Here is a 13905-nt window from a genome sequence, read left to right as displayed (position 1 = left end):
TCACGGCCGGAACGGAAAAGGGGGCCTTTCGGCCCCCTTTGTCATTCTAGTTCGATCAGCAGATCCTTGGCGTCGATCTGGCTGCCGGGCGTGACGTGGATCGCCTTCACCGTGGCCTCGCGGTCGGCATGCAGGCCGGTTTCCATCTTCATCGCCTCGATGGTCAGCAGCAGATCGCCCGCCCGCACCTTCTGGCCCGCCGTCACTGCAACCGAAGCGATGGAGCCGGGCATCGGCGCACCGATGTGATTGGCGTTGGCGCTGTCGGCCTTGGGTTTGGCGGCGGTTTTGGCCTTCACCGCGCGGTTCGGCACCCGGATCACGCGGGGCTGGCCGTTCAGTTCGAAGAACACCTTCGCCTCGCCATCCTCGCCGGTTTCGCCCACGGCTTGCAGACGGATTTCCAGCGTCTTGCCGGGGTCGATCTCGGCGGTGATCTCGTCTCCGGGTTGCATGCCGTAGAAGAAGGTCTGGGTCGGCAGGGTGCGGACCGGGCCGTAAAGCCGGTGGCGGCCCATGTAATCCAGAAAGACCTTCGGATACATCAGATAGCCGTTCAGATCCTCGTCATCGACGGTGAATCCGTTCAGCTCGGCCGAAAGTGTGGCCCGCGTCTCTTCCAGATCCACGGGCGCCATGCCAAGGCCGGGGCGCGCGGTCTGCGGCTTTTCGCCCTTCAGAACCTTCTTCTGGATGCCCGCGGGCCAGCCGCCATGCGGTTGACCCAGATTGCCCTTCATCATGTCCACGACCGAATCGGGGAAAGCCACATCAACGGCAGGGTCTTCGACCTGACTGCGCGACAGGCCCTGTGCCACCATCATCAGCGCCATGTCGCCCACCACCTTGGACGAGGGCGTGACCTTCACGATGTCGCCGAACATCTGGTTGGCATCGGCATAGGCCTGCGCCACCTCGGGCCAGCGTTCCTCCAGCCCCAGACTGCGGGCCTGCGCCTTGAGGTTGGTGAACTGGCCGCCGGGCATTTCGTGCAGATAGACCTCGGATGCGGGCGCGGCGAGGCCGCTTTCAAAGGCGGCATATTGGGCGCGCACATGCTCCCAGTAGTTCGAGATGTCGCGGATCGCGCCGATGTCCAGCCCGGTGTCGCGTTCGGTATGGCGCAGCGCCTCGACGATGGAGCCAAGGCAGGGCTGCGAGGTGCCGCCCGAGAAGGCATCCATCGCCGCATCCACCGCATCCACACCCGCATCGCAGGCGGCGAGGATGGTCGCGGCCGCGGCGCCGCTGGTGTCGTGGGTGTGGAAGTGGACCGGCAGGCCGACCTCCTGCTTCAGCGTCTTGACCAGAACGCGGGCGGCGGCGGGCTTCAAAAGACCCGCCATATCCTTCAGGCCCAGCACATGCGCGCCTGCGGCCTTCAGTTCCTTCGCCATGCCGACATAGTATTTCAGGTCATATTTGGCGCGCGCCGGGTCCAGCAGATCGCCGGTATAGCAGATCGTGCCTTCACAGACCTTGTTCGCCTCGATCACCGCATCCATGGCGACGCGCATGTTCTCGACCCAGTTCAGGCTGTCGAACACGCGGAACACATCCACCCCGGTCTCGGCCGACTGTTTGACGAAAGCCTGCACGACATTGTCGGGATAGTTGGTGTAGCCCACGCCGTTGGAGGCGCGCAGCAGCATTTGCGTCATCAGGTTCGGCATGGCGGCGCGCAGGTCGCGCAACCGCTGCCACGGGCATTCCTGCAAGAAGCGGTAAGCCACGTCGAAGGTGGCCCCGCCCCAGCATTCCACGCTGAAAAGCTGCGGCAGGTTGGCGGCATAGCTGGGTGCCACGCGGATCATGTCGATGGAGCGCATGCGGGTGGCCAGAAGGCTCTGGTGCCCGTCGCGCATGGTGGTGTCGGTGATCAGCACCTTGGTCTGGGCGCGCATCCAGTCCGCCACGGCCTGCGGGCCCTTCTGTTCCAGCAGGTTGCGGGTGCCCATCGCAGGCTCGGCGCACGGGGCGGGGGCCTTGGGCGTTTTCACCTCGGCCGGCGGTTTCGGGCGGCCTGCCGTTTCGGGATGTCCGTTCACCGTGATGTCGGCGATATAGGTCAGGATCTTGGTCGCGCGGTCGCGGCGCTTGCGGAACTGGAACAGCTCGGGCGTGGTGTCGATGAACTTGGTGGTATAGGTGTCGTTCAGGAAGACCGGGTGTTTCAGCAGGTTGATGACGAATTCGATATTCGTGCTGACACCCCGGATACGGAATTCGCGCAGGGCGCGGTCCATCCGGTGAATCGCCTTGTCGGGCGTCTGGGCATGGGCGGTCACCTTCACCAGCAGCGAATCGTAATAGCGTGTCACGACCGAACCCGCATAGGCGGTGCCGCCGTCCAGACGGATGCCGTTGCCGGTGGCGCTGCGGTACGCGGTGATGCGGCCGTAATCGGGGATGAAGTTGTTCTGCGGGTCTTCGGTGGTCACCCGGCATTGCAGGGCGTGGCCGTTCAGCCGCACGCCATCCTGACTGGCAACCCCGGTGGCTTCGGCCAGCGTCTTGCCTTCGGCGATCAGGATCTGCGCCTGCACGATGTCAATGCCGGTCACCTCTTCGGTGACGGTATGTTCCACCTGCACGCGGGGGTTCACTTCGATGAAGTAGAACTTGCTCTCATCCATATCCATCAGGAATTCGACGGTGCCGGCGCATTCGTAATTCACATGGGCACAGATCTTGCGGCCCAGCTCACAGATCTCGGCGCGCTGTTCATCCGTCAGATAGGGGGCGGGGGCGCGTTCGACGACCTTCTGGTTGCGGCGCTGCACGGTGCAGTCGCGTTCATAAAGGTGGTAGATCTCGCCATGCTTGTCGCCGAGGATCTGCACCTCGACATGACGGGCGCGCTGGATCATCTTTTCCAGATAGCCCTCGCCATTGCCAAAGGCGGCTTCTGCCTCGCGGCGGCCTTCCAGCACCTTGGTTTCCAGTTCCTCGGCGTTCAGGATCGGCCGCATGCCGCGTCCGCCACCACCCCAGGAGGCTTTCAGCATCAGCGGAAAGCCGATCTCTGCCGCTTCCTTGCGGATCGCGTCGAAGTCATTGCCCAGAACCTCGGTCGCGGGGATGACCGGCACACCGGCGGCGACGGCCACGCGACGGGCGCTGGCCTTGTCGCCAAGGGCGCGCATGGTTTCGGCGCGCGGACCGATGAAGGTTATGCCGTTCGCCTCGCAGGCCTCGACGAAATCGGGGTTTTCCGACAGAAGCCCGTAGCCGGGGTGAATGGCATCGGCACCCGCAAGCTTGGCTACGCGGATGATCTCGGGGATGCTCAGGTAAGCGCTCACCGGCGACATGCCCTGACCGATCAGATAGGCCTCGTCGGCCTTGAAGCGGTGCAGAGACAGCTTGTCCTCTTCGGCATAGACGGCGACCGTCTTCTTGCCCATTTCATTCGCGGCGCGCATCACGCGAATCGCGATTTCGCCTCGGTTGGCGATCAGGATCTTGCGAAATTCGGTCATCTGTTCCTCCCCGAAGCTCTGCACGGCTGGGTCACTTTAGGGGTGCTGCGGTGCAGCGCAAGGGCAGGAACCGACGTCAATGCAAAGTTTTGCGAAATATTCAGGGACACTTTGCAATTGCAAACTTTCGGGCGCAAAGATTCTTGAATATGCAGAATTGGCGGAACATTGATGGAACACAGGCTTCCCAAGGCCGACCCGCGCGTCTATCTTGCGGATATGAGCGGATATGATGATTCAGAGGCTTTCGAAGCCGCCATTCCCCTGTCGCAGCGTGCCATGGCGGCGCGGCCAGCGCCCTATCTGGACGATCTGAATCCCGCACAGCGGGCAGCCGTGCTGGCGCTGGACGGGCCGGTCCTGATGCTGGCAGGGGCGGGCACTGGCAAGACCAAGGCGCTGACCTCGCGCATCGTGCATCTGCTGGCCACCGGCAAGGCGCGGCCAAATGAGATTCTGGCGGTGACCTTCACCAACAAGGCCGCGCGCGAGATGAAGGAGCGCGTGGGCCGGATGCTGGGGCAGGTCGAGGGTATGCCCTGGATGGGCACCTTCCATTCCGTCAGCGTGAAGATCCTGCGCCGCCATGCCGAGCTTGTGGGGCTGAAATCCAACTTCACCATTCTGGATACCGACGACCAGCTTCGCCTGCTCAAACAGCTGATCGTTGCCGCCAATATGGACGAAAAGCGCTGGCCCGCGCGGCAGTTGGCCGGGCTGATCGACCACTGGAAAAACCGCGCCTGGACGCCGGAAAAGGTGCCTTCGTCCGAAGCCGCCGGGTTCAACAATCGCGGGACCGAGCTTTATGACCAGTATCAGGCGCGCCTGCGCAGTCTGAACGCCTGCGATTTCGGCGATCTGTTGTTGCATTGCGTCACCATCTTTCAGGCCCATGCCGACATCCTGACACAATACCAGCGCTGGTTCCGCTATATCCTTGTCGACGAATATCAGGATACCAACGTCGCGCAGTATTTGTGGCTGCGTTTGCTGGCGCAGGGCCATCGCAACATCTGTTGCGTGGGTGACGACGACCAGTCGATCTACGGCTGGCGCGGTGCCGAGGTGGGCAATATCCTGCGGTTTGAAAAGGATTTTCCGGGCGCGCAGGTGATCCGGCTGGAACAGAACTACCGCTCTACCGAACATATCCTTGCCGCAGCCTCGGGTGTGATTGCCGCCAATGCCGGGCGTCTTGGCAAGACGCTCTGGACCGAAGCCGAGGGGGGCGAGAAGCTGCGCCTGATCGGCCATTGGGACGGCGAGGAAGAGGCACGCTGGATCGGCGACGAGATCGAGGCGCTGCAACGCGGCTCGCGCGGGCTCGGGCCTTTCGGGTTGAACGATCAGGCGATCCTGGTGCGCGCCAGCCACCAGATGCGCGCCTTCGAAGACCGTTTCCTCACCATCGGGCTGCCCTATCGCGTCATCGGCGGCCCGCGATTCTATGAACGGCTCGAAATTCGTGATGCCATGGCCTACTTCCGCCTCGCCGTCAGCCCCGACGACGATCTGGCGTTCGAGCGTGTGGTGAACACCCCCAAACGCGGCCTCGGTGACAAGGCGCAACAGGAAATCCAACGCGCGGCCCGCGAAAACGGTGTCAGCCTGCTGGAAGGCGCGCGCGAATTGCTGGCGCGCGGCGGGATCGGCGGCAAGGGTGCCGGGCAGTTGCGTGCCTTCGTCGATGGGGTGGACCGCTGGCACGATACCGTGGTGAACAGCCGCCCCGAAATCGCCGACGCGGTGATCGAACCCCTGCTGCCCGAAACCGCGCCCGCGCGCGATCATGTGCATGTGCGGCTGGCCGAGGTGATTCTTGAAGAATCCGGCTATGTCTCGATGTGGCAGAACGACAAGACACCCGAAGCGCCGGGTCGTCTGGAAAACCTCAAGGAACTGGTGAAGGCGCTGGAACAGTTCGACAGCCTGCAAGGCTTTCTGGAACATGTCGCGCTGATCATGGACAATGAAACCGAAGAGGCGGCGGAAAAGGTCACCATCATGACGCTGCACGCCGCCAAGGGGCTGGAATTCCCGGTGGTCTATCTGCCGGGATGGGAGGACGGACTTTTCCCCAGTCAGCGCAGCATGGATGAAAGCGGCCAGAAGGGGTTGGAGGAGGAGCGCCGTCTGGCTTATGTCGGGATTACCCGCGCGGAACGGCTCTGCACCGTCAGCTTTGCCGCCAATCGCAGGGTCTATGGTCAGTGGCAAAGCCAGTTGCCTTCGCGCTTCATCGACGAACTGCCCGGCGCCCATGTCGAGGTGCTGACCCCGCCGGGCCTTTACGGCGGTGGCTTTGGCGCGGCGGCGCCCGCCTTCGGCGGCTCGCGGATCGAAGAGCGCGCGACGCGGGCCGATGTCTACAACTCGCCGGGCTGGAAACGTCTGCAAGATCGCGCCGGCCAGCGCCCCGTCGCACAGCCGCGCGAAAGCCGGAACATGACCATCGACCTTCATGCGGTCTCGGCCTACGCCTTGCAAGACCGCGTGTTCCATCAGAAATTCGGCTATGGCAGCGTCATCGGCATCGAGGGCGACAAGCTGGAGGTTGCCTTTGACAAGGCCGGCACCAAGAAGGTGGTCGCGGGCTTCATCTCGCCCGCGCATGAGGCGGGCGACCTGCCGTTCTGACGCTTTTCATCTTGGTCTAAATATCCTCAGGGGGTGAGGCCGCAGGCCGAGGGGGCGCGAGCGCCCCCTAGCGCCGTTTCAGCCGTTCCAGCGCGTGAAAGGCAAGCCCCGCCATCAGCCCCCAGAAGGCTGCGCCTATCCCCAGCACCGCCGCACCCGAGGCGGTAACCGCCAGCGTGATCGCGGCCGCAAAGCGGGTTTCCGGCGGCGTGAAGGCATGGGTCGCCGCCCCCATGAACGGTCCCAGCAGCGCCAGCGCCACGATAGCGGTGATCAACTCGACCGGCAGCGCCGACAGCAGCGCCAGAATCGGTTGCGTAAGCAAGCCCAGCAGCACCCAGAAACCGGCATAGACCAGCCCGACGATCCAGCGGCGGCTGCGGTCGGGATGCACGTCGTCGCCCAGACAGATCGCGGCGGTGATCGCGGCCATGGAAATCGTATGCGCGCCAAACAGCCCGATCACGGCGGAAATCCCGCCCGTCGTCACCAGCCCGGCGCGCACCGGCGGCTCGTATCCGGCGGCCCGCAGCGTGGCGAATCCCGGCAGATTCTGCGAGGCCATGGTCACCAGATAAAGCGGCAGGCCAAGGCCGATCAGCGTGCCGGGGTCGAATTCGGGCGCAATGAAGGTCAGGTTTGGCAGCGGCAGGCTCAGCGCGGGCAGGGTGGCCATGCCGCTGGCGAAGGCCGCACCGATGCCCAGCACCAGCGCCACCAGAACCGCAAGGGCCGGATTGCGCAGCCGCACCAGCGCGAAGGCGGCGATGACCGGCAGCACCAAAACCGGCACCGCCTGCGCCGCGGCAGGCAGCTTCATGCAAAAGGGCAGCAGAACGCCGGCCAGCATCCCCCCGGCAATGCCATCGGGTATACGTTGCGCCAGACGGCCCAAGGGCTGAATCAGCCCTGTCGCCAGCACCAACAACCCCGCCAGCACGAAGGCGCCCACCGCCTGCGCCATACCGATGCCCTCGGTCGCGGCAATCAGCGCGGCGCCGGGGGTGGACCAGGCCAGCACGACCGGGATGCGGTTTGACCAGCTCAGCCATGCGGAGCCGACGGCCTTTCCGATGCAGATTGCCAGCACCCAGCTTGCGGTCTGCGCGGGCGAAGCCCCCAGCGCCGCCGCCGCCGCCAGAACCAGCGCGATGGTGGAGCCATAGCCAACCAGGGCGGCAACAAGGGCAGCGGAAATGACGGAAATCGGCACGGGCGCATCCTCTGGTGGCAATCTGCCGGACCATGGGCGCGGGCGTGGCGTGATGCAAGGGGGGGGATGGCCCACCAAAATGGAAACGGCGACACCCAGGGAGGAGGAGGGGTGCCGCCGTCCATTTTCAACATCCGCCCAGGGAGGAGGAGGGGCGGCTGTTTCGGTGCGACACCCCAGGGAGGAGGAGGGGGCGCCGCGTTTTCCATGGCCCAGGGAGGAGGAGGGGCCATGAACCTGTTGGGTCATACGACCCGAATGGATTGCGACAACCCCAGGGAGGAGGAGGGGGCTGTCGCCGATCCCACGGCCTAGGGAGGAGGAGGGGCCAGGGAACCGTTCCGGGCAGGTAAGGCCCGTATGGCTTGCGGCAATCCCAGGGAGGAGGAGGGGATCGCCGCTTTTGCGACAGGCCCAGGGAGGAGGAGGGGCCGCGCAAACTCTGGAAACCGGGGTTTCCGTTATAGAAGGGCGGCGACATCTAGGGAGGAGGAGCGATGTCGCCGCTTTTGCATCGGGTTCCGGGAGGAGGTGGAACCCGGCAAAGATACTTATTTGCCGTAGGCCGCTTCTTGCGCCAGACGGGTGATCATCGAGCGATGGATGCCCAGATCCGCCAGTTCGCGGGTGCTCAGCGCATTCAGTTCACGCAGGGTCTGCCGGTAGATCGCCCGGCGGGCCTGCATCTTGCGGATGCCGTCCACCAGACCCATGATACGGTCGGCAACGCTGATATGCGCGACGCGGGTGGTGTTTACATAAGCCATTTCAGTCAGCCTCAAGTCTTCGGTTTAGCGCTCACATCTTCGGGTCTGTCGATCCCTGTCCTGCGCTGTTGAGATCAAAATGGGGCAAATGCTGCATGTGCACAATCCTGTTTCGCCGCATTGCAGCTATGCGGCTTCCGCATGGCTGACGCGAGGAAAATCTTGATCATTTCCAAGCGCATCGCCAGTTTTTTGAGCAAATGGTAAACGGGCCTTGCACTTTGACGTAACGTGAACAAGGCTCTGCCCGCAAGACAGGAGGTCCGCATGACGGTTTCACGCGAAGAGGTTCTGGCGGTTCTGGCGCGGGTCGCGCTGCCGGGGGGCGGCAATCTGGTCGACCGCGACTTGATTCGCGCGCTGCGGGTCGAAGGCGATACCGTGGCCTTCGTGATCGAGGCGCCCACCCCGGCCGAGGCGCAGGTGTTGGCGCCGGTGCAGGCCGCGGCCGAAGCGGCGCTGCGGGCGCTGCCGGGTCTGCGCAATGTTCAGGTCGTGATGACAGCCCATGGTCCCGCGCCCAAGGCAGCCCCGCCGCAGGGGCTCAAGATCGGTGGCCATGCCGCGCCGCATCAGGGCGGACCCAAGCGGGTCAGCGGGATCGACCGCATCGTGGCCATCGGCTCGGGCAAAGGGGGCGTCGGGAAATCCACCGTCTCGTCGAACCTCGCGGTGGCGCTGGCCCGGCAGGGCCGACGGGTTGGGCTGCTGGACGCCGATATATATGGCCCCAGCCAGCCGCGCATGATGGGGGTGAACAAGCGCCCCGCCAGCCCGGACGGCAAAACCATCATCCCGCTTCAGGCGCATGGTGTCACCGTCATGTCCATCGGCTTCATGCTGAAAGAGGACGAGGCGGTGATCTGGCGCGGCCCGATGCTGATGGGGGCGCTGCAACAACTGATCGAGCAGGTGGCCTGGGGCGATCTGGATATTCTGCTGATCGACCTGCCACCCGGCACCGGCGATATTCAACTGACGCTCAGCCAGCGGTTTGCGCTGACCGGGGCTGTTGTGGTTTCCACCCCGCAGGATGTGGCGATGCTGGATGCGCGCAAGGCGCTGGATATGTTCGGCAAGCTCAAGGTTCCGGTGCTGGGTCTGATCGAGAACATGTCTACCTATGTCTGCCCCAACTGCGGGCATGAGGCGCATCTGTTCGGCCATGGCGGCGTGGCGGCCGAGGCGGCAAAACTCGGCGTGCCCTTCCTTGGCGAATTGCCGCTGGATCTGGACACGCGGCTGGCGGGCGACGCCGGCACGCCGATCGCGGCGGGGCAGGGGGCGATGGCCGAGGCCTATGCCCGGCTTGCCCGTCGCCTGATTGACGGTGGCATGGCCTGAGCCGCCTTTCCCATGCGATCCCGGACGCCCGCCTTCTGGCGGGCGTTTTCGTTTGTGCAGCCCGAAACGGGATTTTCCGGATCGGGACGGCATGGGGCTGCCGAGAAATCAGGGGAAGACCGGGAATTCATGGGAACGGCCTTCCAGAAATCAGGGAATCCCATGGGATCGGGCCGGGCTTCACGCGGAATCGCGCTGTCTCACGAATCACTGAGGCGTGATTTAGCCCCGAGTCGGGTGTGAGATCCGCGATTTCGGGGGTGAAATGTGCTTTTCAGGTCAGTTGTCGCGGTGCCATACGATCCCATGGGGCAGAAGTGGCTGCTCCGTGGCGAAAAAAACACGCCCCAATATCTAGTGGGCGCCTGCTGATGTTTTCGCCACAATTAGCCGGATTTGCGACCTTGCACCTACCAGATGCTGTAACTCTTTGGGGTGCTTCTCAACATCTTCCAGGTCTGGGCCGAAAAATCCCATTGATTACCATGAAGTCCCATGGCATCCCTTGGTCATCGAGTGGCGGCGGAAATGAAAAGCACGGGGCAGCAAGACCCCACAGGCGAAAAGTCAGGCTTCATACAGGCACCTCCGTTACTCGACGATACGACCGGCGCGCGGGCGAGCAGACATCTCCCCCAGGTGGCGCGTGCAGCCGGGCCGACCCAGCGATGGGACAGACGGCGGATCGGGCAGTGGCAGCCGCCCGATCCGCCGCTTTCGTTTCTGGGTCTCGACCACGAATCATGCCTGAGAGGGGACTCCGGCGCAACGAAAATAACAGGACCGGGCAGGGACAGCAGACCGTGTCGGAAAGCTTCAGAGGCGAGTTCAACCAAAAGGTTGACGGAAAGGCGCGGGTCTCGATTCCTGCATCGTTCCGGCGTGTCCTCGAAGCAGGTGATCCTTCCTTCGACGGCAGCCGCCCGAAATTCGTTCTGGTCTACGGCCGCCCCGGCGCGGAATTCATCGAAGGTTATACCATGGCGCAGATGGCGCGGCTCGAAGCCCGCATCCGGCGCATGCAGATCGGCTCCAAGCCCCGCCGCGCGCTGGAGCGCAATTTCATCACCCTCTCGCAACAGGTTGAAATCGACGACGACGGCCGGATCGTTCTGCCGCCCAAGGCGCGCGACAAGATCGGTCTGGATGCCGAGATGCTGAAGGACGGTGCCGAGGCGACCTTTGCGGGCACGCTGGATACCTTCCAGATCTGGCGCCGCGATTCCTATGACGCGCTGAATGCCGCGGCCGAGGAAGAGGACGATCTGGACGATCTGATCCCCGAGGGCGCCGACCTGCTGGCGCTGCTGTCCGACGAGCCGGAGGAATAGCCGGTGGAGGAGCGCGCACCGCATATCCCGGTGCTTCTGCGGCCGCTGCTGGATGCCTGCGCCCCGGTTTCGGGCCGCTGGCTGGATGGCACATTCGGGGCAGGGGGCTACACGCGCGGTCTGCTGGCGGCCGGGGCCGATCATGTGACGGGCGTGGACCGTGACCCGCTGGCGTTGCAGATGGCCGCCGCATGGGCCGGCGACTATGGTGACCGGCTGAGCCTCGTGGCCGGAAACTTCTCGCAACTGGATGAATATGCACAGGATCTGGACGGTATCGTTCTGGATCTGGGTGTCTCGTCCATGCAACTTGATCAGGCGGATCGCGGCTTTTCCTTCCAGAAGGATGGCCCGCTGGACATGCGGATGAGCCAGGATGGCACCTCTGCCGCCGATCTGGTGAACGAGGCGGATGAGGCCGTGCTGGCCGATATCCTTTATCACTATGGTGAGGAGCGCGCCTCGCGTCGCATCGCGCGCGCCATTACCGAGGCGCGTAAGGTCGAACCGATCACCCGCACCCTGCAACTGGCCGAAATCGTTGCGCGCTGCCTGCCACGCCCGAAACCGGGGCAAAGCCACCCGGCAACGCGCAGCTTTCAGGCCATCCGCATCGCGGTGAACGCCGAATTCGACTCGCTGGCCGAGGGGCTGGCGGCAGCGGAACGCGCGCTGCGCCCCGGCGGGCTGCTGGCGGTGGTCACCTTCCACAGCCTTGAAGATCGCATCGTCAAACGGTTCTTCCAGAGCCGCAGCACCGAATCGCAGGGCAACCGCTATGCCCCCGCCGCGCAGACGCAGACACCCAGCTTCGCCATGGTCACCCGCAAGGCGGTGGGGCCGGATGATGTGGAGCTGGCGGAAAATCCGCGGGCGCGCTCTGCCCGGCTGCGTGTCGGTCGCCGGACCGAAGCGCCCGCGCACCGGCTTGACCCTGCGGCGATGGATGTGCCGCTGCTGCCCCGCAAAGGAGGACGCCGCTGATGCGTGCCCTTGTCTATCTGCTGACCTTCGCGGCTGTCATCGGGCTGGGCTTCTGGGCCTACAAGGAAAACTACGCGACGCAACAGGCGCTGAAAGATGTGTCGCGGCTGAACTCGGAAATTGCGGATCTGCGCGAGGCATTGTCGATCCAGCGTGCCGAATGGGCCTATCTGAACCGCCCCGACCGGCTGCGCGAGCTTTCGACCATCAACTTCGACAGGCTGCGCCTGTTGCCGATGGAGCCGGAACAGTTCGGTCTGGCCAGCGAAGTGGCCTATCCGGTGCCGGTCGTGCCGCTGCCGGATGTGAATGCACCTGTCGATGTTTCCGGCGAACAGGAGGGGAATCCATGACCCGCACGCCGCTTCGTCCGCTGGCCCGTATCCTTTCGGCCCGTGCAGCCGGGGAAAACCCCGACAGTATCGAACGCGAGAACCTGCGTGCCCGGCACGAAGTGATGCGGGAAAAATCGCGCAAGCGGGCCGAAGGGCGGCTTCTGCTGCTGGGCCTGTCGTTCTTCATGGCCTTCACCGTGGTCGGGGCGCGCATGGGGCTGCTGGCGGCTTCCGAACCGATGGAGCCGCGTTCCGCCGCGCCGGGTGCGGCGATCCTCGCGCAGCGTGCCGACATCACCGACCGCAATGGCCGGGTGATGGCCACCAATCTGGTGACACACGCACTTTATGCCCAGCCCAAGGATATGGTGGACCCGTCCCGCGTGGCGCGCGAACTGGCGGTCATTTTCCCGGATCTGAAGGAAGAAGACCTGCACCGCCGCCTGACCGATGGCCGCAGCTTCCTGTGGATCAAGAAGAAGCTCAGCCCCGAACAGATGCAGAAGGTGCACGAGATCGGCGATCCGGGTCTGCTGTTCGGCCCGCGCGAGATGCGGCTTTACCCCAACGGGCGGTTGGCCGCGCATGTGCTGGGCGGGGCGTCCTTCGGCACCGAGGGCGTGAACAGCGCTGAGGTGATCGGCACGGCGGGGCTTGAGAAGTTCCTCGACGACCGGCTGCGCGATCCGGCGCAGACGGCGGAACCTTTGCAACTGTCGCTGGACCTCACGCTGCAATCGGCGGTGACCGAAGTTCTGGACACCGGCATGAAGATGATGAACGCCAAGGGTGCTGCCGCCGTGCTGATGGATGTGCGCACGGGCGAAATCCTCAGCCTCGTGTCGCTGCCCGATTTCGACCCGAACGATCGTCCGAATCCGCTGGTGAAGGGCGATCCGGGTGACAGCCCGCTGTTCAACCGCGCGGTGCAGGGGGTGTATGAGCTTGGCTCCACCTTCAAGATTTTTGCGGTGGCGCAGGCGCTTGAACTGGGTCTGGTGAAGCCCGACACGCTGGTCGATGCCAATGCGCCAATGGTGTGGGGCAAGTTCCGCATCAAGGAATTCCGTAACCACAATTACGGGCCTTATCTCTCGGTTGCGGATGTCATCGCGAAGTCGTCGAACGTCGGCACGGCGCATGTGGCGCTGATGGTGGGGGGGCTGAAACAGCAGGCGTTCCTGAAGTCTCTGGGCTTCTTCGAGCCGACCCCGATCGAGATGGTCGAGGCGAAAAGCTCGCGTCCGCTGGTGCAGAAGAACTGGTCCGACATCGTGACGATCACGGTGTCTTATGGCCATGGCCTGTCGGCCAGCCCGATGCACCTGGCCGCTGCCTATTCCGCCATCGCCAACGGGGGAATCGCGGTGCCGCCGACGCTGCTGCGGCGCAAGACCGCGCCCGAAGGCACGCGCGTCATGTCGGAACGGGTGGCGCGGCAGGCGGTGGATATGCTCGCTGGCGTGGTCGAACATGGCACGGCGTCTTATGCAAAGCTGGAAGGCTATGCCATCGCGGGCAAGACCGGCACCGCTGACAAGCCCAAACCCACCGGCGGATATTACAAGGACAAGGTGATCAACACCTTCGCCAGCATGTTCCCGGCGGAAAATCCGCGGTATGTGCTGATCGTGACGCTGGACGAGCCGGTTGATACCTCAGGCCCCGAGCCGCGCCGGACCGCCGGTTACACTGCCGTGCCGGTCGCGGCCGAGGTGGTGCGTCGTGTCGCGCCGCTTCTGGGGATCAGGCCGCAGATTGAACTCCCCCCCGCGAATGCGCTAACAGCCGTCGTCCATAACTGAGACG

Annotated in this window: 9 protein-coding genes; 6 read left to right on the top strand and 3 right to left on the bottom strand. The window is 64.2% G+C overall.

Annotation, left to right across the window (positions count from 1 at the left end):
* Nucleotides 1–41 precede the first annotated feature (41 nt).
* Nucleotides 42–3482, bottom strand: coding sequence for a pyruvate carboxylase (locus tag D2N39_RS17205; RefSeq protein WP_119136011.1), 3441 nt, complete (start codon nucleotides 3480–3482; stop codon nucleotides 42–44).
* A 219-nt stretch (nucleotides 3483–3701) separates the two neighbouring features.
* Between D2N39_RS17205 and D2N39_RS17200 the strand changes: the two genes are divergently transcribed.
* Entirely contained in the window at nucleotides 3702–6122 is a 2421-nt protein-coding gene (locus D2N39_RS17200; protein WP_119136100.1) for an ATP-dependent helicase, read from the top strand.
* Nucleotides 6123–6189: 67 nt separating this feature from the next.
* On the opposite strand, the gene D2N39_RS17195 is transcribed toward D2N39_RS17200, so the two are convergent.
* Nucleotides 6190–7335: a benzoate/H(+) symporter BenE family transporter gene (locus D2N39_RS17195; protein WP_119136010.1), complete on the bottom strand. Its 1146-nt coding sequence runs from the start codon at nucleotides 7333–7335 to the stop codon at nucleotides 6190–6192.
* 551 nt (nucleotides 7336–7886) lie between these two features.
* Complete coding sequence (locus D2N39_RS17190; protein ID WP_199725288.1) at nucleotides 7887–8102, bottom strand: DUF1127 domain-containing protein; 216 nt, start codon at nucleotides 8100–8102, stop codon at nucleotides 7887–7889.
* A 267-nt stretch (nucleotides 8103–8369) separates the two neighbouring features.
* Between D2N39_RS17190 and D2N39_RS17185 the strand changes: the two genes are divergently transcribed.
* The 5 genes from D2N39_RS17185 to D2N39_RS17165 all read left to right on the top strand — a co-directional run bounded on the left by D2N39_RS17185 (nucleotide 8370) and on the right by D2N39_RS17165 (nucleotide 13901).
* The gene (locus D2N39_RS17185) at nucleotides 8370–9446 is read left to right on the top strand and encodes an Mrp/NBP35 family ATP-binding protein (protein WP_119136009.1); all 1077 of its coding nucleotides are present in this window, start codon (nucleotides 8370–8372) and stop codon (nucleotides 9444–9446) included.
* A gap of 803 nt (nucleotides 9447–10249) precedes the next feature.
* The gene (gene mraZ / locus D2N39_RS17180; RefSeq protein WP_119136008.1) at nucleotides 10250–10777 is read left to right on the top strand and encodes a division/cell wall cluster transcriptional repressor MraZ; all 528 of its coding nucleotides are present in this window, start codon (nucleotides 10250–10252) and stop codon (nucleotides 10775–10777) included.
* 3 nt (nucleotides 10778–10780) lie between these two features.
* A complete protein-coding gene (gene rsmH / locus D2N39_RS17175; protein WP_119136007.1) occupies nucleotides 10781–11761 on the top strand; it encodes a 16S rRNA (cytosine(1402)-N(4))-methyltransferase RsmH in 981 nt (326 codons plus the stop codon).
* Nucleotides 11761–12114 (top strand): cell division protein FtsL, encoded by a 354-nt coding sequence (gene ftsL, locus D2N39_RS17170; protein WP_119136006.1) that lies wholly within the window; start codon nucleotides 11761–11763, stop codon nucleotides 12112–12114. Before rsmH ends, ftsL begins: the two co-directional genes overlap by 1 nt.
* The gene (locus D2N39_RS17165) at nucleotides 12111–13901 is read left to right on the top strand and encodes a peptidoglycan D,D-transpeptidase FtsI family protein (protein ID WP_119136005.1); all 1791 of its coding nucleotides are present in this window, start codon (nucleotides 12111–12113) and stop codon (nucleotides 13899–13901) included. The genes ftsL and D2N39_RS17165 overlap by 4 nt, the downstream gene beginning before the upstream one ends.
* Nucleotides 13902–13905 lie beyond the last annotated feature (4 nt).

The sequence above is a fragment of the Gemmobacter lutimaris genome (assembly GCF_003570715.1).
GTDB lineage: Bacteria > Pseudomonadota > Alphaproteobacteria > Rhodobacterales > Rhodobacteraceae > Gemmobacter > Gemmobacter lutimaris.
This window is presented reverse-complemented; position numbering and strand designations above follow the sequence as displayed.